The sequence below is a fragment of the Paractinoplanes durhamensis genome (genome assembly GCF_016862175.1).
GTDB classification, from domain to species: domain Bacteria; phylum Actinomycetota; class Actinomycetes; order Mycobacteriales; family Micromonosporaceae; genus Actinoplanes; species Actinoplanes durhamensis.
Genome location: NZ_BOML01000036.1, coordinates 191,575 through 211,279 on the forward strand (window position 1 = coordinate 191,575; position 19,705 = coordinate 211,279).

A 19,705-nucleotide genomic window follows, 5' to 3' on the forward strand; every position below is an offset into this window, starting at 1 on the left:
ACGACGTTTTCAGTGCGTCGAGATCACCGTGGTGATCCGAGGCCCGTTCGCGTCCATCCGCAGCAGGTAGTGGAAATGTCCGCCGGAGAGCGCGTTGCCGCCGCTGTCCAGATACTCCCAGGCCACCGCCACCATGGTCAGCGCCGGCGACAGCTGCTGCACGTCGAGCAGCTGCGCGTGGGCGGCCACCACCTGCTGCTCGCGGTAGGTCGGCGCGGCCCCCAGGAAGGAGAGCGCGACCGCGGCCGGCGAGGTGAACGTGAAGCTGTAGGAGTCGGCCACCACCATGCCCGGCAGGGCGTAGCAGCCGGCCACCCCGGCGACATCGCCGGTGGTCAACGCAGCGCCGTAGTGGTCGAAGAAGTCCGTCAGGTCGGCCAGATCGATCGGAGTCTTCACAGATTCGCGTGTGCCCTTTCCAACACAGGGGTAAACGCGAGGTGCCCTCATTGGCTAACGTGGCGGACTTGACCGGCCACGGAAGGGCCCGCGAATCAGCATGAAGGTGCTTTTCCTCATCAACGATGCCTTCGGCATCGGAGGAACGATCAAGACGACGTTCAATCTGGGCGCCGCGCTTGCCGCGCGCGGGCACGACATCGAGGTGCTCAGCACCGTACGCCGGCGGGACGTGCCGCAGATGCCGGTCGACCCGGCGATCCGGCTGATGTCGCTGGCCGAGATCCGCCCGGGCCACCCGGACCACGTGCGCGACGCACCCGGCCGGGGCAAACCGGCCCGGGTCTACCCGAAGTCCGACTTCAAGTCGATGGACTACGACCGGTACGTGGAGCACCGCTACCGGGACTACCTGCGGGGCTCCGACGCCGACGTGGTGATCGCGACCCGGCCCGGCCTGATCGCGTACGCCGCGAAGTTCGCGCCCCGGCACATGGTGCGCATCGGCCAGGAGCACCTGGTCCGCGGCCAGCACCGCAAGGCCCTGCGCGACCTGATGCCGAAATACCTGCGCAAGCTCGACGCGTTCGTCACGGTGTCCGCCCGCGACGCCGAGGACTACCGCGAGCACCTGCGCCTACGGCGTACCCGCCTGCTCTTCATCCCGAACGGCATTCCGGCACCCACCGTGCCCCCGTCGCACGGGCGAGCGAAGCTCGTGGTGGCGGCCGGCCGCCTGGTCCCCAGCAAGCGGTACGACGTGCTGATCCGCGCCTTCGCCAAGGTCATCGCCGAGCGCCCGGACTGGCAGCTGCGGATCTACGGCGACGGCAAGGAGACGCCGAAGCTGCGCGCGCTGGTGCTGGAGCTCGGGCTGCACAACCACGTGCGGATGATGGGCCAGTTCTCGCCGATCGAGCCGGAGTGGGCGAAGGGCGCGATCGCCGCGGTCTCCGCCGATCGCGAGCCGTTCGGCATGACCCTGGTCGAGGCGATGCGCTGCGGCGTGCCGGTGGTCAGCACGGACGCGCCGCACGGGCCCGGCGAGATCCTGAAGCACGGCGTGGACGGCCTGCTCACCCCGGTCGGCGACGCGGACGCGATGGGCGACGCCCTGCTCCGGCTGATCAACGACGAGGAGCTGCGGCGGTCGATGGCCACCGCCGCGCTGGCCAATGCGGCCCGATACGACCCGGCGCCGATCGCCGAGCAGTACGAACACCTTTTTCAGGAGCTTTCGGGCGGCAAGCGCCGATCGTGGCGCCGCTACCCGCCGATCACCGTGCTCGGCCCGGCCACCTCGGTCGCCCAGCCGATGCTCGACTGGAACGGCATCGACCCACTGCCGGACGGCTTCACCATCAGCCCCGACAAGGAGGGCGTCAACCGCATCGAGGACGCCGAGGGCAAGCCGGTGCTGGCCGGCCTGCGCGACACCCGTGACCTGGTCGACGGCCCGATCGGGTCACGGATCCGGCTGCCGTTCCGCAATGCCGACGGCACGATGGCGGTGCGCATCTGGGATCAGCCGGTCTACGCCGAGGTCGGCGACGTCGACGCCGACACGGACGGCATTCACCTGACCGGCCGGCTCTTCGGCGCGATGTTCGACTCGCCGGCCCTGGAGGCACACGACGGGACGGAGTCCCGTGAGCTGACGGTGACGACCGACGGTCCCGCCTTCCGGGCCTCGGTCCCCGCCCTGCCCGCCGGCACCTGGACCCTCCGACTCCGCCATGCCGCCGCCGCGACCCCCGTGACCCTGGGAAGATTCCGTGACGACATCGTCGACAAGCGGGTCGCGTTCGTGCTGCCGGCCGCCACCGTGGGTGGGGTAAAGCTGCAACCTGGCTATACGGAGAGTAACGACTTCACGATCCGCGCGACATCCTGACCCCGCCTTGCGCGGGCTTACAAGACGGACGTACGGTTTACGGGAAACGTGAACCGAGAGTTAGGTTTACCTAACTCCGGGAGCGCCCGTATCGGTGCGAAAGACTTTGACCGACAGTCGCTGGGTGTGAAGGAGATGACGTGGCCAGCCTCGACACCTTTGGTGCGAAGAGCGAGCTACGCGTCGGAGACGCGAGCTACGAGATTTTCACGATCGACAAGGTCGAGGGGCATGACCGCCTGCCCTACTCCTTGAAGATCCTGCTGGAGAACCTGCTGCGGACCGAGGACGGCGCCAACATCACGGCCGACCACATCCGCGCCCTCGGCGGCTGGGACCAGACCGCCGACCCCAGCGTCGAGATCCAGTTCACCCCGGCGCGGGTCCTGATGCAGGACTTCACCGGTGTTCCCTGCGTGGTCGACCTGGCCACCATGCGCGAGGCCGTGAAGGAACTGGGCGGTGACCCCACCAAGGTCAACCCGCTCGCGCCGGCCGAGTTGGTCATCGACCACTCCGTCATCGCCGACCTGTTCGGTCGCGCGGACGCCTTCGCCCGCAACGTCGAGCTGGAGTACCAGCGGAACCGCGAGCGCTACCAGTTCCTGCGCTGGGGCCAGACCGCGTTCAACGAGTTCAAGGTCGTCCCGCCCGGCACCGGCATCGTGCACCAGGTCAACATCGAGTATTTGGCCCGCACGATCATGGAGCGGAACGGCCAGGCCTACCCCGACACGGTCGTCGGCACCGACTCGCACACCACCATGGTCAACGGCCTGGGCGTGCTGGGCTGGGGCGTCGGCGGCATCGAGGCCGAGGCCGCCATGCTGGGCCAGCCGGTCAGCATGCTGATCCCGCGGGTGGTCGGCTTCAAGCTGTCCGGCGAGATGCCGGCCGGCACCACCGCCACCGACCTGGTGCTCACCATCACCGAGATGCTCCGCGAGCACGGCGTGGTCAGCAAGTTCGTCGAGTTCTACGGCCCCGGCGTCACCGCCGTGCCGCTGGCGAACCGGGCCACCATCGGCAACATGTCGCCGGAGTACGGCTCGACCGCCGCGATCTTCCCGATCGACGACGAGACGATCAAGTACCTTCGTCTCACTGGGCGGAGTGACGCCCAGGTCGCGCTGGTCGAGGCGTACGCGAAGCGGCAGGGCCTCTGGCTCGACCCGAACGCCGAGCCGGACTTCTCGGAGAAGCTCGAGCTCGACCTGTCGACGATCGTCCCGTCGCTGGCCGGCCCGAAGCGCCCGCAGGACCGGGTCCCGCTCGACCGGGCCAAGAGCATGTTCCGCGACGCGCTCGGCAACTACGTCCAGGCGTCCGGCCCGGCCGACGAGGCCAGCGAGGAGTCCTTCCCGGCCAGCGACGCTCCGGCCAACCACGCCGACTCGGCGGCCGACAAGCCGCACGTCTTCTCGGCGGCCACCGGCGCCACCGGCCGGGTGTCCAAGCCGACCCGGGTGGTCGGCGAGGACGGCACCGAGTTCGAGCTGGACCACGGCTTCGTCGGCATCGCCGCCATCACGTCCTGCACCAACACGTCCAACCCGCAGGTCATGATCGGTGCGGCGCTGCTCGCGCGGAACGCCGTCGACCGGGGCCTGAACCGCAAGCCGTGGGTCAAGACGACCCTGGCCCCGGGCTCCAAGGTGGTCATGGACTACTACGAGCGGGCCGGCCTGACGCCCTACCTCGACAAGCTCGGCTTCAACCTGGTCGGCTACGGCTGCACCACCTGCATCGGCAACTCCGGCCCGCTGCCCGAGGAGATCTCGGCCGCGGTCAACGAGGCCGACCTCACCGCGGTCAGCGTGCTCTCCGGCAACCGCAACTTCGAGGGCCGGATCAACCCCGACATCAAGATGAACTACCTGGCCTCGCCGCCGCTGGTGGTCGCGTACGCGCTGGCCGGCACGATGGACCTGGACATCACCACCGAGCCGCTCGGCATCGGCTCGGACGGCCAGCCGGTCTTCCTCGCCGACATCTGGCCCAGCGCCAAGGAGATCGACGACACCATCGCCGCGGCGATCGGTGCGACCGGCTTCGCCACCGCCTACCAGGACGTCTTCGCCGGCGACGAGCAGTGGCAGTCGCTGCCCACCCCGGAGGGCAAGACCTTCGACTGGGCCGACGACTCGACCTACGTCCGTAAGCCTCCGTACTTCGAGGGCATGCAGGCGTCGCCGTCGCCGGTCGTGGACATCAGCGGCGCCCGGGTGCTGGCCAAGCTGGGTGACTCGGTGACCACCGACCACATCTCGCCGGCCAGCTCGATCAAGGCCGACTCCCCCGCCGGTAAATACCTCGCCGACCACGGCGTCCCGCGGCACGAGTTCAACAGCTACGGCTCCCGCCGCGGCAACCACGAGGTCATGATCCGCGGCACGTTCGCCAACATCCGGCTGCGCAACCAGCTGGTGCCGGGCGTCGAGGGCGGGTTCACGGTCAACCACCTGACCGGCGACCAGTCGACGATCTACGACGCGTCGGTGGCCTACCAGGAGGCGGGCATCCCGCTGGTCATCCTGGCCGGCAAGGAGTACGGCTCGGGCTCGTCGCGCGACTGGGCGGCCAAGGGCACCATGCTCCTGGGCGTGCGCGCGGTCATCGCCGAGAGCTACGAGCGCATCCACCGCTCCAACCTCATCGGCATGGGCGTGCTGCCGTTGCAGTTCCCGCCCAAGACCAGCGCCGAGTCGCTGGGCCTGTCCGGCACCGAGACCTTCACCATCACCGGCGTGACCGCGCTGAACGACGGCGAGATCCCGGGCACGGTCAAGGTCCGCACCGACACCGGCGTCGAGTTCGACGCCGACGTGCGCATCGACACCCCCGGCGAGGCGGACTACTACCGCAACGGCGGCATCCTGCAGTACGTCCTGCGCAAGATGATCAACAGCTGATCACCGCGTGGACGCCCCGCTCCCGGAGGTTCGGGGGCGGGGCGTTCCGCGTCCCGGGCGGCGGGCCGGGGTCCACCAATTCAGTCGGCCGAGCAGGGCCATCGTGGCCGGCACGAGCAGCCCGCGAATGACGGTGGCATCCACCGCGATGGCCACCGCCAGCCCCAGCCCGATCATCTTCACCACCGGCGCCGAGCTCAGCACGAAGCCGGCGAAGACACACACCATGATCAGCGCGGCCGAGGTGATCACGACGCCGGTGCCGGCCAGCCCGTCGCGCACCGAGCGCGCGTTGTCCCCGGTGCGCACCCACGACTCGCGCACCGCGGTCAACAGGAACACCTCGTAGTCCATGGACAGCCCGAAGAGCAGCGCGAACAGCATCATCGGCACGTACGCCTCGATCGGCACCGGCCCGTCGAGCCCGGTCCAGGTGACCCCCCACCCCCACTGGAACACCGCGGTCAGCACCCCGTAGGCGGCCCCCACCGACAGCAGATTCATCAGGGCGGCTTTCGCCGCGACGACCGGGGCACGGAAGGCGGCGAACACCAGCAGGGCGCTGAGCAGAACCACCAGCCCGATGACGTACGGCATCCGTGCGCCGACCCGGTCCGCGAGTTCCCCGCGAATGGCGGTCTGCCCGGTGACGGCGACGGTGAGCCCGGCCACGTGCAGGTCGTCGAGCCGATCGACGGTCGCCAGGGTGGCCGGGTCGCTGGGCGCGGTGGCCGGCAGCACGCGTACCGAGGCGACCAGCCCGTCCCCGGCCAGCCGGACCGGCTGCACCGAGGCGACTCCGGCGGTGCCGGCCACCGCAGCGGTCAGCGCGGTGAGCCGCGAATCGGCCGTGGTGGCCGCCGGGCCGGTGAGCTCGGCCACCACGGTGATCGGCCCGTTCATGCCCGGCCCGAACGCCGCGGCCATCGCGTCGTACCCGGCCCGGGTGTCCGAGCCGGCCGGGTCGTCGCCCGCGTCGGTCTGCCCGAGCGTCATCGCGGTGGCCGGCGCGGCCAGCGCGAGCAGCAGGACGGTGCTGGTCAGGGCGTAGCGCCAGGGCCGCCGGGTGACCCGGTCGGCCAGCCTCCCCCAGAGCGACGGCCGGTCCCGCACCCGCGGCGCGGCGATCCGCGGCCCGAGCAGCGTGAGCAGGGCCGGCAGGAGGGTGGTGGCGGCGGCGACCGCGACCAGGACCACGAGGCCGGACGTCCAGCCGAGCGTGGCCAGGATCGGCACACCCGCCACCGCCAGCCCGCCCAGCGCCACGATCACGGTGCCACCGGCGAAGACGATCGCGCTGCCGGAGGAAGCCACCGTCCCGGCGATCGCCGCCGGCCGTGCGGTCCCGGCGGCGAGTAACGCCCGGTAGCGGGTGATCAGGAACAGCGCGTAGTCGATGCCGACGCCGAGCCCGATCATCGTGCCGAGCGTGGTCGCCACCGAGGGGATCCCGGTGAGGTGCCCGGCGAGACCGATGGCGCCGACCCCGCAGACGAGCGTGATGATCGCGGTCACCAGCGGCAGGCTCGCCGCGATCAGCCCGCCGAACGCCACCACCAGCACGACCAGCGCCACCACGAGGCCGATGGCCTCGCTGCGCCCGGTGTCGCTCTCCGGCCGGGCGAGCGCCCCGGCCGGCAGCGTCTCGATCCCGCCGGTGGCCGCCGCGTCCATCACGTCGCCGGTCAGCGCGGGCGTGACGGCCCGCGGCCCGAGATCGAACTGCACGTCCACGTACCCGGTGCGGCCGTCGGCGCTGAGCACCGGCTTCGCCACCGCGGCGACGTGCTCGACCTCGGTGATCCGCTGCGCGGCGGCGGCGACGGCCGCGGTGTCCAGCGGCGGGCCGGCCGACCGGAACAGCACCTGCCCGGTGGCGTTCTGCGATCCGGTGAAGTGCGCTTCGAGCAGGTCCCGCCCGTGTTGCGCGGCGGACCCGGGCAGCGCGGCGTCCTCGTCGGTGACCCGCCCGAAGGTGAGCACCAGCCCGGCCACGGTGACCGCGACGAGCAGCCAGGCCGCCACCACCAGCCAGGGCCGCCGGGCGCTGAACCCACCGATCCGGCCCATCACCGAGTGCAGCGGGCCCTCTTCGATCGTGCTCACGTGGTCGTACCTCCGCAGGTCTTGCCGTGGTGTCCGGTGGTCCGGTCGAGGTGCAGATCGGTGCCGGCGACGACGACCCGCAGGCCGTCCGGGGTCGCGGTGACCGACCGGTAAGTGAGTCCGGCGGGGAGGGCCGGCAGGTCGACCGTGCGCTGCTCGGCCGCCGCCGCGGGCAGCCGGGAGGCCGGGACGCGCAGCCCGAGGGAGGAGAGTTCGACCTCGGCGGGCGTGATCGCGAGCCGGTTGCCGGTGAGCGCGAGGTCGGCGTAGACGGTGGCCGCGAAGCTCAGCCCGCGCACCGTGACGTCCGCCTGCACGACCAGCCGCCGGGCGCCATCGGCGCCGACGATCCGCAGGTCGCCGCTCTCCTTCGCGCCGAGAGCGCCGAGGCCGGCCAGCGCGCTGTACGGCACCGTCGCGTCGGCCGTCATCGAACCGGCGGTGGCACCGTCGCCGGCCAGGCGCACCCGCCGGGCGTCGACCGCGAGGTGTCCGACGGCCACCTTGGGCAGGTGCAGGTCGTCGGCGGTCACCCGGATCTCGCCGAACGAGCCGCCGGCCAGCTGGGTCAGCGCCGGAAAACCGGCGAGCCGCACGTCGGGGGCGGTGGCCAGGCCGGCCGCGCACTGCAGTCGCGCGGCGAGGCGATGTTCGATGGTGGTGGCCGCGATCCGGTCGGCGGCGATCGGCAGCAGGACCACGGCCGCCACCGCCGCACCGATGATCACTTGTCGTCGTCTGGGCACCCGGTCGATGGAACCGGCCGCGGATGCCTACCCGATGCGAGAAAGATGAGAGTTCGTCAAGAACCCGGCAGCGTGAACCACACGGTCGAACCGTCGATGCCGACCGCGCCGCCGTGCGCGTGCACCACGTCGGCCACGATCGCCAGACCGAGGCCGGCACCACCGCCGGCCGACCGGCCCGGGTCGGCCCGCCAGAACCGCTCGAACGCGTGCGCGGCCGCCGCCGGGTCCATCCCGGGCCCCTCGTCGGCGACCTCCACCCGTACCCCGGCCGGAGCCGGCGTGACGCGGACCCGGGCCGGCGACCCGGGCGGTGTGTGGGCCCGGACGTTGGCCAGGAGGTTGGCCAGCACCTGGCGCAACGCGTCCTCGTCGCCGGTGACCAGGCACTCGGCCGGGGTTTCCGCGGTCAGCGGGCGGTCCGGCTCGACCGCGGCGGCGTCCGCCACCGCGTCGGTCGCCAGCCGGCTCAGATCGACCGGCTCGCGGCGGGCCGGTGGCGAGGCATCCAGCCGGGCCAGGTAGAGCAACGAGTTGACCAGCGACCCCATCCGGGTCGCCTCCTCCTCGAGCCGGCGCAGCACGTCCGGCCGTTCCCGGGTGTCCACCACACCGGTCCGGATGAGCTGCAGATATCCCTGGATCGAGGTGATCGGGGTGCGCAGTTCGTGGGAGGCGTCGGCGACGAACGACCGCATCCGGTTCTCGGAGCGCTCCCGGGCGGCGAGCGCGCCCTGGATCCGGGAGAGCATCCCGTTGATCGCGGCGGTGAGCCGGCCCACCTCGGTGCGCGGGCGGCCCGGGGCCGGCACCCGCCGGTCGAGCCGGCCGTCGGCGAGATCGGTGGCGGCGGCCGCGATCTCGTCGAGCGGGCGCAGCCGGTGGCGCACCAGCAGCCGGGCGATGAGGGTGAGCAGGACCAGCACCACCAGTGAGGTGGCCCCGGCGACCAGCAGCAGCCGGCGGACGGTGTCCCGCAGCGGCTGCAGGGAGAGGGCGACCAGGAGGGTGTAGTCGCCGTCGTGGGTGACGACGGCCCGGTAACCGGCCACGTTCTGCGGGACTCCGGTGTCCCGGGCCTGCTCCAGCAGGGGTTTCGCGGGCAGCGGAGCGCCGGAGACGACCCGGACCGTACCGGCCGCCGCGCTCCGGAGCTCGATCACGTAGTCGGTGACCGAGACGACCTGGCGGATCGCCTCGCCGCGCAGCTCCGGGTTGCCGACCAGCATCGCGGTGCGCGAGCGGGCCAGCTCGGCGGCCGCGGCCAGCTGCTCGTCGGTGCGGTTCAGCAGGTACTGCCGCAGGCCGAGCACGGCGGTGGCGGTGACGATGAGCAGGGCGGCCGCGGTCAGGGCGGCCACCACCAGCACCAGCGAGCGGCGCAGCGTCAAGGCTTCGCTTCCCGCAGGGCGTAGCCGAAGCCCCGGTGCGTGACCAGCAGCGGCGGGCCGAGCCGGTCCAGCTTGCGGCGCAGGTAGCCGACGTAGGTGTCGACCACGTTGGAGCCTGCTTCCACGTCGTACTCCCAGACGGCCCGCAGGATCTGTGGCCGGGACAGCACCCGGCCGGGGTTCTGCAGGAAGTAGCGCAGCAGCTTGAGCTCGGTGGGCGACAGCTGCAGGGGCGCGCCGGCCCGTCGTACGTCGAGGGTGTCCGGGTCGAGCTCCAGATCGGCGTAGCGCAGCATCCGATCGGCGACCGGGGCCGCCCCGGCCCGGCGCAGCACCGCCCGCACCCGGGCCAGCAGCACGTCGACGTCGAACGGCTTGGTGATCCAGTCGTCCCCGCCGTAGGTGAGCCCGGCGATGACGTCCTCCCGGGCGTCCCGGGCCGTCAGGAACACCACCGCCGGCCCGTCGAGCTGCCGGCACACGTCCCGGCCGTCCCCGTCGGGCAGCATGACGTCGAGCAGCACCAGGTCGGGCCGGCACTCGGCGGCGCGGGCGAGGGCCTCGGCCGCCGTGCCGGCCGTGTCGACCGCGAAGCCGTGGAAGCGCAGCACGGTGGCGAGCATGTCGACGATGTTGGGCTGGTCGTCGACGACGAGGATGTGGGTCATCGCGTTCATCACAGCACGGCTGGATGAGAGTCGGATGAGAGTCCGTGCCGCGGGTGAATAGGCTTCGGGAATGGATGACAACACGGTGCTGGGCAAAATCCACGGCCTGGTGGATGAGGAACACAAGCTGCGTGGGCAGCTGGGCCGCGGCGAGATCACCTCGGACGAGGAGCACACCCGCCTCAAGGAGCTCGAAGAGGCGCTGGACCAGTGCTGGGACCTGCTGCGCCGGCGCCGGGCGGCCCGCGAGGTGGGCAACAACCCGGACGCCGAGCAGGCCCACAGCGTCACCGAGGTCGAGGGCTACTTCCAGTGACCCGCGGTCGCGGCCGCCGGGTTCTCGGCGGCCGCGGTCCGGGGCGTCTCATTTGAGCCCCGCCTCGTAGAGCAGGCGCTCGAGCAGCTCGTCGGCGTCCACCCGCAGACCGCGCTGGGTGAACCAGCCCGCCACGTTGCGCACGTCGCGGGCGATGAAGTCGGCACCCTGCGGGTTGGCGACCACGTCGACGATCTGCGGCAGGTCGATGAGCACCAGCCGGCCGTCGTGCACGAGGGTGTTGTAGGGCGACAGGTCGCCGTGCGCCACCTGCGCGCGGGCCAGCACGCTCAGCGCGTCGGTCATCTGCTGCCAGAGGTCGGCCAGCTGATCGGGCGCGGCCCGCACCTGGGCGAGCCGGGGTGCCGCCTCGCCGGTCGCCCAGTCGCCGATGAACTCCAGCATCACCTCGGTGCCGATGAGCTGCACCGGGTACGGCACCCGGACCAGCCCGCTCGCCTGCCCGATCTCCCAGAGGTGGGAGAGCGCGCCGAACTCGGCGATCGCCCACTGCCCGGCGATCATCTCCTTGCCGAAGGACGACCGGTTGGCCATCGCCCGCATCTCGCGGGATCGGCGCACCCGGCGGCCCTCGAGGTAGCCGGCGTCGCGGTGGAACATGCGATGGTCGCCGTCGCGGTAGCGCTTGGCGGCCAGCATGCTGACCTTGCCGGTGCCCGGCACGTGCCGCCGGACCAGGAAGACGTCGGCCTCTTTGCCGGTCTTCAGCATGCCCAGCTCGTCGTCGACCGCACCGTGCTCGGTGCGGACCCACTCGGGCCGGGGTTCGGGACCGTGCAGGGCGCCGTCCCAGGTGGACCAGTTGTCACCGGTCTCGGGTAGATCGGGGTCCTCGGCGAGCTTCGGCTCGAGCCGGCCCCGCTTCAGAAAGGTGGAATCGTCGTCGTCGAACTTGCGCCGGCCACGGCGCATCGTGTCTTCGTGCTCTCGCACTGGAGGATCTCCTCGAAAAAGAAAGAAGGCTTAAGACGCTGGGCAGCAGTCATCACAAAGACAGCCACGAGGTCTCACCCCCTTCTTTTCCGGTCCAACTCAGGTGCGGCGCCAACTTTGCCGGGTCGAAAACCGCGGCGCAACCGATTTAATTGGGCGCCGCCATGATCGCCGACAAGCCCTGGATCACGTTGCCCACGACGCGGGTCGGGGCGAACCGGTTGTCCATCCAGTCCCGCCCACGGTGCAGCCACACGCTGGGCAGGCCCATCGCGGCGGCGCCGCCGATGTCCGCCTCCGGGCTGTCGCCGACCACCCAGGCCCCGTTCAGCCGCATCCGCACCCGCTGGGCGGCGAGCGCGAAGATGCGCGGGTTGGGCTTGCTCACCCCGGCCTGCTCGGAAATCACCCAATCGGCGACGTAGCGGTCGAGCCCGGTGCGCCGGATCCGGCTGTCCTGCCGGTCGGTCTGCCCGTTGGTGACCACCACCGGGACCAGGCCGGCGTCGGCCGCGATCTGCAGCGCGCAGCCCACCATCGGGTCGAGTCGCTCGAACGCGAGCGGCCCCTCGTGCAGCTCCTCGAGGAGATCGATCGAGGGAATCGTGAGCCGGTAGCGGTCGCGGATCGCGTCGGCCACGTCCCACCGCTGGGTCAAACCGTCGGCATCAACGGAGAGTAACCAGTCGAGATCGTCCTGTGGTGCCCCGATCTCATCCAGGAAGCCCTTCGCCCACAGCCTGAACGCACCGCTGCGGTCAAGCAGGGTGTCGTCGAGAGCCATCAGGACGAGAGGCACCCGCGCACTTTACGTGAGCGAGGACGGAAGCGAACAGTCCAGGACTGTTAACAACTTCCGCCCGGGATGGTGGATTTCGCATCATCCGGTCGGGGTGTCCGGCGTCTCCTCCAAGACGTACGTACGGATTGCATAAGAAAGCGCCTGCGTGACACGATCCATGACGTGCCCCGAGTGAGTCAGGACCAGCTGGAGGCGAGACGCCACGAGATCCTCGCGGCGGCCCGCGACTGCTTCGCGCGGTTCGGCTACGAGGGCGCCACGGTCCGCCGCCTGGAGGATGCCACCGGGCTGTCCCGTGGCGCGATTTTCCACCATTTTCGCGACAAGGAGTCGCTCTTCCTGGCCGTGGCGGAGGATGACGCCGCCGCGATGGTCGAGACGGTGGCCCGCAACGGCCTCGTCCAGGTGATGCGCGACCTGCTCGGCCGGGCCGCCGGCAACAGCGACGGCGACACCGCCGGCTGGCTCGGCACCCAGCTCGAGGTGTCCCGCCGGCTGCGCACCGACCCCCAGTTCGCCAAGCGCTGGGCCGAGCGGGCGGCCGCCATCGCCGACGCCACCCGCGACCGCCTGCAGCGCCAGCGCGACGCCGGGGTGCTGCGCGACGACGTGCCGGTCGAGGTGCTCACCCAGTTCCTCGAGCTCGCCTACGACGGCCTTGTCCTCCACCTGGCCACCGGCCGCCCGCCCGGCGAGCTGAGCCGGGTCCTCGATGTGGTCGAAGAGGCGGTACGGCGCGGCTGATCCATGGCATTGCATGCGCCTGCACAATGAGGCCATGCAGGACACCTGGGGGATTCCCGGCCCGGTCTTCATCCGCCTCTACGTCGTGGCCCTGGTCATCCTCGCGGTGGGTTATGCGATCCACCGCCGGAGGAGCTTCAAGGGCACGCCCGACCCGCTGATCGGCAACCTCGGCCCGCAGCAGGTCGCCTTCCTCAACGGCGGCGACCGCCTGGCCATCTACGCCGCGCTCGGCGGCCTGCGCGCGGCCGGCCTGATCGGCACCGGCCCGCAGCACACCCTGGTCCAGACCGGCCCGCTGACGGCCGGGGTCACCCCGCTCGACGCCGCCATCCACAACGCGGCCGGCCGGCAGGCCCGCTCCCGCGACCTCGGCGCCGACCAGTGGGTGCGCTCGTCGCTCGACCAGCTCCGCGAGGGCCTGGAGCGGCGCGGCCTGGCGGTCAGCCGGTCCGCGCTGCGGGCGCTGAAGCTCTGGTCGTTCGGGGCCGGCGCGCTGCTGGTCATCGGCGTCCTGCGGGCCATCGCCGGGATGGACAACAACAAGCCGATCGGCTTCCTCGCGTTCGCGATGTTCGGCACGGTGATCCTGCTCGTGGTGATCTCGAAGACCTCGCGGACCGCCACCATCGCCGCCCAGAAGGGCATGACCGAGCTGCGCAGCCGGCACAGTCACCTGTCGCCGCAGCACTCGCCGGCCTACGCCACCTACGGCGCCGCCGGTGCGGCCATGGGCGTGGCCCTCTACGGCGCCGCCTCGCTGTACTCGATGGACCCGGCGTTCGCGGCCGAGGCGGAGATCCAGCGGGCCGCCGCGGCCGGCGGCAGCAGCGGCGGCGACTCCACCAGCTACTCGTGCAGCAGCAGCAGCTCGTGCAGCAGCAGTTCGTCCTGCGGCGGCGGCAGCTCCTGCGGCGGCGGGGGCGGTTGCGGTGGCTGACGTCGAGTACGGCGTCGGCATCGGCTGGCGCCCGGAGATCTCCGGTTTCGTCGCCGAACTGCCCGGCCTGCGCTTCGCCGAGGTGGTCGCCGAGTCGGTGCACGCCCACGGCGACCTGCCGGCCGGCCTGTCCGAGCTGCTCGAACGCGGCGTCACGGTCATCCCGCACGGGGTGCGGCTGGGCCTCGGCGGCGCCGAGGCGGTCGACCCGGATCGGGTGCGGCACCTGGCCACGGTCGCCGAACGGGTCGGTGCGCCGCTGGTCAGCGAGCACATCGCGTTCGTCCGGGCGGGCGGGGTCGAGGCCGGTCATCTGCTGCCGCTGCCGCGCAGCCGGGACGCCGTCGACGCGATGGTCGCCAACGTCAGGCGCACCCAGGCCGAGCTGGCGGTGCCGATCGCGCTGGAGCCGATCGCCGCCCTCTTCGACTGGCCCGACGACGAGCTGTCCGAGGCGGACTTCATCACCGAGATCCTCGACCGCACCGGCGCGCACCTGCTGCTCGACATCGCCAACGTCTACGCGAACGCCCGCAACCGCGGCACCGACCCGCTGGAGCTGCTCGACAAGCTGCCGCTCGACCGGATCGCCTACGTGCACGTGGCCGGCGGCGACGAGCACGACGGGCTCTACCACGACACGCACACCCACGCGACGCCGCAGCCGGTCCTCGACCTGATCACCGAGCTCTGCCGGCGCCACCGCCCACCGGCCCTGATGCTGGAACGCGACGGCGACTACCCACCGGCCGGCGAGCTGCGTTCAGAGTTGGACGCGATCGCCGCTGCCTCCGGCTACCACCCGATCACGTGACCGAATCACTGGCGGCCCGGCAGGCCGCCCTCGTCGAAGCGCTGACCTCGGGCAAACCCGTACCGCACGGAATTGACGGTTTTCGGTTCGAGGCGGCCCGGACCGCGCTGTTGCGCAAGCGAGCCGGCGAGGTCTCCCGGCAGTGGCCGATGCTCGCCGCGTCGTTCGGCGCGCGCTGGAAGCGCGAGTTCGCCGACTGGGCGGCGGCGCGCCCGACCCAGGGTTCCCTGCGCGACGGCTGGGACCTGGCCCGGGAGCTCCATGCGCGCGGCTCGCTGAAGGGCGCGGCCGCCGAGGAATTCGCCGGGCGCGAGGCGGCGATGCGCTACGACGGCGCCTCCGCGCCCCACCCCCGGCGGACTCCGGCATGGCGTTCCGCCGCCGGCGCCGTCGTTGTTCAATTCCGAGGCCGGGTACGGGTGATCCGGCGCGCCGGCTAGCCCGGCACCCGGTCCAGGAAGCCGAGGACCCGCCGGATCCGCCCGTCGGTGTCCAGCTCGGCCACGTCGAAGCCGATCACCAGCGGCTCCGCGCCGGGCGTGCCCAGGTTCCAGGTGAAGCGCGCCTGGTCGTGATGGGCGTCGACCGGCCCGCCCGGACTGAAGACCAGCCCGGGGAACTGCTGCTGGACCGCCCCGATCAGGCCGTCGAGCGCGTCCCGCCCCTCGACCGAGGCCAGCGGGTCGACGTAGCGGACGTCCTTGGCGAACAGCGTGTCGATCGCGGCCCGCCGGGCGGCCGGGTCGGTCTCGTTCCAGGCGGCCAGATAGCGGTCCACCACGGTGCCGAAGTCGCTCATGATCTTGTTCCTCTCATCGGTCCTCGGTGCTGACCGGACCACCGTCGCCCGCCGGCGGTAGGCCCGTCGATTACCTCGGAGGTAGTGGGCACGCTTCCCGCCGCCCCCTAGGCTCGGGTCGTGGCGGAGGTGGGCCGGCTCCTGCGGGAGTGGCGGACGACCCGGCGGATGAGCCAGCTCGAGCTGTCCGCCGAGGCCGGCGTGTCGGCGCGGCATCTGTCGTTCGTGGAGACCGGCCGGTCGCGGCCGACCCGCGAGATGATCCTGCGGCTGGCCGGCCGGCTCGGCGTACCGCTGCGGCAGCAGAACGAGTTGCTCCTGGCCGGCGGTTTCGCGCCGGCCCATCCCGAGTCGGCGCTGCATGGTCCGCCGCTGGCGGCGGTGCTCGGCGCGCTGCGCGACGTGCTCGCCGGGCATGCGCCCTACCCCGCGCTGCTGGTCGACCGGCACTGGACGATGGTCGACGCGAACGACGCGGTCGCCCCGCTGACCGAGGGCTGCGCGGCCTGGCTGCTGGAGCCGCCGGTGAACGTGCTGCGCCTGTCGCTGCATCCGGACGGGATGGCCCCGCGCATCCGCAACCTGGCCGAATGGCGCACGCACGTGCTGCACCGGCTCGATCAGCAGGCCACCCACCTGGCCGATCCGGTGCTGCGCGAGCTGCACGCCGAGCTGGCCGGCTATCCGGGCGGCGCGAGCGCCACCGCCCCGAGCGGGCTGGTCGTTCCGTTGCGCATCGACGACCTGTCCTTCTTCAGCGTTACCGCAGTTCTGGGTACGCCGCTGGACGTGACCCTGGCCGAGCTGGCGATCGAGTCGTTCCTGCCGGCCGATGAGTTCACCGCCACCCGGCTGCACGCCCGCTGAGATGGCAGGATCGACCGCATGGATCTCGGTCTCGATGGGCGCGTCTTCATCCTCACCGGTGCCTCGCGCGGGCTCGGCTTCGCCACCGCGGAGGCGCTGGTCGCCGACGGCGCCAAGGTGGTCATCTCGTCCCGCTCGGTGGAGGGCATCGGCGCGGCGGTGGAACGGCTCGGCGGCGGCGACGTCGCCGAGGGCGTGGTCGCCGACCTGACCGAGCCCGGCACCCCGCAGGCGCTGGTCGAGCTGGCCCGGGCCCGCTGGGGCCGGCTCGACGGCGCGCTCGTGTCGGTCGGCGGGCCGCCCCAGGGCACCGCCGCCGCGCTCTCCGACGACCAGTGGCGGTCCGCGTTCGAGACGGTGTTCCTCGGGACGGTGCGGGCGGCCCGCACGTTCGCGGCCGCGATGCCGGACGGCGGCGCGATCGGCCTGGTGCTGTCCACCTCGGCGAAGTCCCCGCTCCACGGCCTCGGCCTGTCGAACGGGCTGCGGCCGGGCCTGGCCATGGTGGCCAAGGACATGGCCGACGAGTTCGGCCCACGCGGCATCCGGGTGCTCAGCCTGCTGCCGGGCCGCATCCTGACCGACCGCAACCGGGAGCTGTTCGCGGCCGGCGGGGACGCCGAAGCGGCCGAGGCGAAGGCGACGGCCACCGTCCCGCTGGGCCGGCTCGGCGAGCCGGGCGAGTTCGGCCGGGTGGCGGCGTTCGTGCTGTCGCCGGTCGCCGGTTACCTGACCGGCATCGCGATCCCGGTCGACGGCGGCGCGCTGCGTGCCCTCTGACGACTACCGCCGCCCTACCCCGGCCGAGGTGGCGGCCGCGACCGAGCGCACCATCCCGGACGTGGTCGGCCCCGGCCTGCGGGTGCTGTTCGCCGGGATCAACCCGGGCCTGTATTCCGCGGCCACCGGCCACCACTTCGCCCGGCCCGGCAACCGCTTCTGGCCGGCCCTGCACCGCTCCGGCTTCACCCCGCGGCAGCTGCACCCGGCCGAGCAGGCCGAGCTGCCCGCGCTGGGCCTGGGTATCACCAACGTGGTGGCCCGGGCGTCGGCCCGGGCCGACGAGCTGACCCCGGCCGAGCTGGTCGCGGGCGGCGCGATCCTGGCCGCGCTCGCCACCCGATGGCAGCCCCGCTACCTGGCCGTCCTCGGCGTGACCGCCTACCGCACGGCGTTCGGCCGGCGGCGGGCCGCGATCGGCCCGCAGGAGGACACGGTCGGCGGGGTGCCGGTGTGGGTGCTGCCCAACCCGAGCGGCCTCAACGCCCACTTCCAGCTCGACGACCTGGCCCGGGAGTTCGCCGCCCTACGGCTCCAGGCCGGGGCGGGCTGACGGGACGGTCACCACCTCGATCTCCCCGTCCCCGGCCGGTGGTGCCGACCCGACCGCGAACTGGGTGCGATAAAGCTCCGAATAGAGCCCGCCCGCCGCGACCAGCTCGTCGTGCCGGCCGCGCTCGACCACCCGGCCCTCGTCGAGCACCAGGATCAGGTCGGCGTCGCGGACGGTGGAGAGCCGGTGCGCGATGACCAGCGCGGTGCGGCCCTGCAGCGCCGTCGCCAGGGCCCGCTGCACGGCCGCCTCGGACTCGCTGTCGAGGTGCGCGGTCGCCTCGTCGAGGATCACGATCGACGGGTGCTTGAGCAGCAGCCGGGCGATCGCGATGCGCTGTTTCTCGCCGCCGGAGAAGCGGTAGCCGCGATCCCCCACCAGGGTGTCGAGGCCGTCGGGCAGGCCGGCCACCAGGTCGGCGACCTGGGCACCGCGCAGCGCCGCCCACATGTCCTCCTCGGTCGCGCCGGGCCGGGCGTAGCGCAGATTTTCCGCGATCGACTCGTGGAACAGGTGCGAATCCTGGGTGACCACGCCGATCGTGTCGCGCAGCGAGGCGAGGGTGGCGTCCCGGACGTCGACGCCGCCGACCAGCACCGCGCCCTCGGTCACGTCGTAGACCCGCGGCACCAGCATCGACGTGGTGGACTTGCCGGCCCCGGACGGGCCGACCAGCGCCACCATCTGGCCGGGCTCGACGGTGAAGTCGACGCCCTTGAGCACCGGGGCGCTCTCGGTGCGGTCGAGGGTCACCACGTCCTCCAGGGTCGCCAGGGACACCTCGGCCGCGCTGGGGTAGCGGAAGTGCACGTCGCGGAACTCGATGCGGCCCGACCCGGCCGGCACGTCGACGGCGTCCGGCTTCTCCTCGATGCCGGGCCCGAGGTCGAGCACCTCGAAGACCCGGTCGAACGAGACCAGCGCGCTCATCACGTCGACCCGCACGTTGCTGAGCGCGGTGAGCGGCCCGTAGAGCCGGGTGAGCAGCAGGGCCAGCGTGACGACGGTGCCGGCGGTGACACTGCCGGTGACCGCGAGCCAGCCGCCGAGCCCGTAGGTGAGCGCCTGGGCGAGCGAGGCGACCAGCAGCATCGCCACGAAGAACGTGCGCGAGAACATCGCCTGCTGCACGCCGATGTCGCGGACCCGGGTGGCCCGCTCGCCGAACCGGGCGGCCTCGGCGTCGGGCCGGCCGAACAGCTTGACCAGCAGCGCGCCGGAGACGTTGAACCGCTCGGTCATCGTCGCGTTCATCTTGGCGTCGAGGTTGTACGACTCGCGGGTGATCTCGGCGAGCTTCTTGCCGACCCGGCGGGCCGGGATGATGAAGACCGGCAGCAGCGCCAGCGACAGCACGGTGATCTGCCACGACAGGCTGAACATGACGGCCGCGGTGAGCACCAGCTGGATGACGTTGCTGACCACGCCGGACAGGGTCGAGGTGAAGGCCCGCTGGGCGCCGGTCACGTCGTTGTTGAGCCGGCTGACCAGCGCGCCGGTCTGGGTGCGGGTGAAGAACTGCAGCGGCATCCGCTGGACGTGGTCGTAGACCCGGGTGCGCAGGTCGAGGATGATGCCCTCGCCGATGCGGGCTGAATACCACCGTTGGGCCAGCGACAGGAACGCGTCGGCGACGGCCAGGCCGGCGATGGTGAGCGCGAGCCGGAAGATCAGGCTTGAAGCGCCGTCGCCGCCGGCGGTGATCGCGTTGACGACGTGCCCGGCGAGCAGCGGGGTGGCGACCCCGATGACGGCGTCGAGCACCACGGTGACCAGGAAGACCGCGATGTCACGGCGGTAGGGCCGGGCGAAGCGCAGGATGCGGCGGGTGGTGCCGCGGGTCAGCCGGTGCTGGGCGACCCGCTCCTCGTTCTGGATCGAACGCAGCATGTTCCAGCTGGACATGCTCATCCGTCACCTCCCGGGGTTGTCGTCGACGGGCAGGCAACAGTCTGCACCGCGGGTACGACAAAGAACCCGGGAGGTAAGGAATGTATTCCGATATGGCCCTTACGCGTCC

19 protein-coding genes are annotated in these 19,705 nt (G+C 72.0%); 10 read left to right on the plus strand and 9 right to left on the minus strand.

Annotated features, from left to right (window positions below; genetic code table 11):
* Positions 1-9: 9 nt before the first annotated feature.
* Entirely contained in the window at positions 10-399 is a 390-nt protein-coding gene (locus Adu01nite_RS22930) for a DUF6841 family protein (protein WP_203729027.1), read from the minus strand.
* Between the two features lie 100 nt (positions 400-499).
* On the opposite strand from Adu01nite_RS22930, the gene Adu01nite_RS22935 reads away from it, so the two are divergent.
* Together Adu01nite_RS22935 and acnA are read left to right on the plus strand one after the other, a co-directional pair.
* A complete protein-coding gene (locus Adu01nite_RS22935) occupies positions 500-2,293 on the plus strand; it encodes a glycosyltransferase family 4 protein (protein ID WP_203729029.1) in 1,794 nt (597 codons plus the stop codon).
* Positions 2,294-2,433: 140 nt separating this feature from the next.
* A complete protein-coding gene (acnA, locus tag Adu01nite_RS22940; RefSeq protein WP_203729031.1) occupies positions 2,434-5,205 on the plus strand; it encodes an aconitate hydratase AcnA in 2,772 nt (923 codons plus the stop codon).
* Here acnA and Adu01nite_RS22945 read toward each other — a convergent pair whose 3' ends face one another.
* From Adu01nite_RS22945 to Adu01nite_RS22960, 4 genes are all read right to left on the minus strand, one after another.
* Entirely contained in the window at positions 5,206-7,311 is a 2,106-nt protein-coding gene (locus tag Adu01nite_RS22945) for an MMPL family transporter (protein ID WP_203729033.1), read from the minus strand. It abuts the gene before it with no gap.
* Entirely contained in the window at positions 7,308-8,039 is a 732-nt protein-coding gene (locus Adu01nite_RS22950) for an LmeA family phospholipid-binding protein (RefSeq protein ID WP_203729035.1), read from the minus strand. Before Adu01nite_RS22950 ends, Adu01nite_RS22945 begins: the two co-directional genes overlap by 4 nt.
* Before the next feature lie 74 nt (positions 8,040-8,113).
* Positions 8,114-9,448 (minus strand): sensor histidine kinase, encoded by a 1,335-nt coding sequence (locus Adu01nite_RS22955; protein ID WP_203729037.1) that lies wholly within the window; start codon positions 9,446-9,448, stop codon positions 8,114-8,116.
* Complete coding sequence (locus Adu01nite_RS22960; RefSeq protein WP_203729039.1) at positions 9,445-10,125, minus strand: response regulator transcription factor; 681 nt, start codon at positions 10,123-10,125, stop codon at positions 9,445-9,447. The genes Adu01nite_RS22955 and Adu01nite_RS22960 overlap by 4 nt, the downstream gene beginning before the upstream one ends.
* A gap of 61 nt (positions 10,126-10,186) precedes the next feature.
* Here Adu01nite_RS22960 and Adu01nite_RS22965 point away from each other — a divergent pair, with 61 nt between their 5' ends.
* Entirely contained in the window at positions 10,187-10,432 is a 246-nt protein-coding gene (locus Adu01nite_RS22965) for a DUF2630 family protein (RefSeq protein ID WP_203729041.1), read from the plus strand.
* Between the two features lie 48 nt (positions 10,433-10,480).
* Here the strand turns inward: Adu01nite_RS22965 and Adu01nite_RS22970 are convergent, their stop codons facing one another.
* Together Adu01nite_RS22970 and Adu01nite_RS22975 are read right to left on the minus strand one after the other, a co-directional pair.
* The gene (locus tag Adu01nite_RS22970; protein ID WP_203729042.1) at positions 10,481-11,386 is read right to left on the minus strand and encodes a serine protein kinase RIO; all 906 of its coding nucleotides are present in this window, start codon (positions 11,384-11,386) and stop codon (positions 10,481-10,483) included.
* A gap of 148 nt (positions 11,387-11,534) precedes the next feature.
* The gene (locus Adu01nite_RS22975; RefSeq protein ID WP_203729043.1) at positions 11,535-12,185 is read right to left on the minus strand and encodes an HAD family hydrolase; all 651 of its coding nucleotides are present in this window, start codon (positions 12,183-12,185) and stop codon (positions 11,535-11,537) included.
* Positions 12,186-12,350: 165 nt separating this feature from the next.
* Between Adu01nite_RS22975 and Adu01nite_RS22980 the strand changes: the two genes are divergently transcribed.
* From Adu01nite_RS22980 to Adu01nite_RS22995, 4 genes are read left to right on the plus strand one after another with little or no spacing between them, the layout of a single operon-like run.
* Positions 12,351-12,932, plus strand: coding sequence for a TetR/AcrR family transcriptional regulator (locus Adu01nite_RS22980; protein ID WP_203729044.1), 582 nt, complete (start codon positions 12,351-12,353; stop codon positions 12,930-12,932).
* A gap of 34 nt (positions 12,933-12,966) precedes the next feature.
* Entirely contained in the window at positions 12,967-13,872 is a 906-nt protein-coding gene (locus Adu01nite_RS22985; protein WP_203729046.1) for a TIGR04222 domain-containing membrane protein, read from the plus strand.
* Complete coding sequence (locus Adu01nite_RS22990; protein ID WP_203729048.1) at positions 13,865-14,686, plus strand: MbnB/TglH/ChrH family RiPP precursor modification enzyme; 822 nt, start codon at positions 13,865-13,867, stop codon at positions 14,684-14,686. Before Adu01nite_RS22985 ends, Adu01nite_RS22990 begins: the two co-directional genes overlap by 8 nt.
* Complete coding sequence (locus Adu01nite_RS22995) at positions 14,683-15,126, plus strand: SCO6045 C-terminal-like domain-containing protein (RefSeq protein ID WP_203729049.1); 444 nt, start codon at positions 14,683-14,685, stop codon at positions 15,124-15,126. Before Adu01nite_RS22990 ends, Adu01nite_RS22995 begins: the two co-directional genes overlap by 4 nt.
* Here Adu01nite_RS22995 and Adu01nite_RS23000 read toward each other — a convergent pair.
* Complete coding sequence (locus Adu01nite_RS23000; protein WP_203729051.1) at positions 15,123-15,485, minus strand: nuclear transport factor 2 family protein; 363 nt, start codon at positions 15,483-15,485, stop codon at positions 15,123-15,125. The genes Adu01nite_RS22995 and Adu01nite_RS23000 overlap by 4 nt on opposite strands.
* 120 nt (positions 15,486-15,605) lie before the next feature.
* Between Adu01nite_RS23000 and Adu01nite_RS23005 the strand changes: the two genes are divergently transcribed.
* Genes Adu01nite_RS23005 through mug form a run of 3 tightly spaced genes read left to right on the plus strand, consistent with a single transcriptional unit; the run spans position 15,606 to position 17,685 of the window.
* A complete protein-coding gene (locus Adu01nite_RS23005) occupies positions 15,606-16,352 on the plus strand; it encodes a helix-turn-helix domain-containing protein (RefSeq protein WP_203729053.1) in 747 nt (248 codons plus the stop codon).
* 18 nt (positions 16,353-16,370) lie between these two features.
* Complete coding sequence (locus Adu01nite_RS23010; RefSeq protein ID WP_203729055.1) at positions 16,371-17,132, plus strand: SDR family oxidoreductase; 762 nt, start codon at positions 16,371-16,373, stop codon at positions 17,130-17,132.
* On the plus strand, positions 17,122-17,685 hold the full coding sequence (gene mug, locus Adu01nite_RS23015; RefSeq protein ID WP_203729057.1) for a G/U mismatch-specific DNA glycosylase: 564 nt from the start codon (positions 17,122-17,124) through the stop codon (positions 17,683-17,685). The genes Adu01nite_RS23010 and mug overlap by 11 nt, the downstream gene beginning before the upstream one ends.
* On the opposite strand, the gene Adu01nite_RS23020 is transcribed toward mug, so the two are convergent.
* Positions 17,659-19,596 carry an ABC transporter ATP-binding protein gene (locus Adu01nite_RS23020; protein ID WP_203729059.1) on the minus strand — a complete coding sequence of 646 codons (1,938 nt, stop codon included), beginning with the start codon at positions 19,594-19,596 and terminating at the stop codon, positions 17,659-17,661. The two genes, mug and Adu01nite_RS23020, sit on opposite strands and share 27 nt — an antisense overlap.
* Between the last annotated feature and the right edge of the window lie 109 nt (positions 19,597-19,705).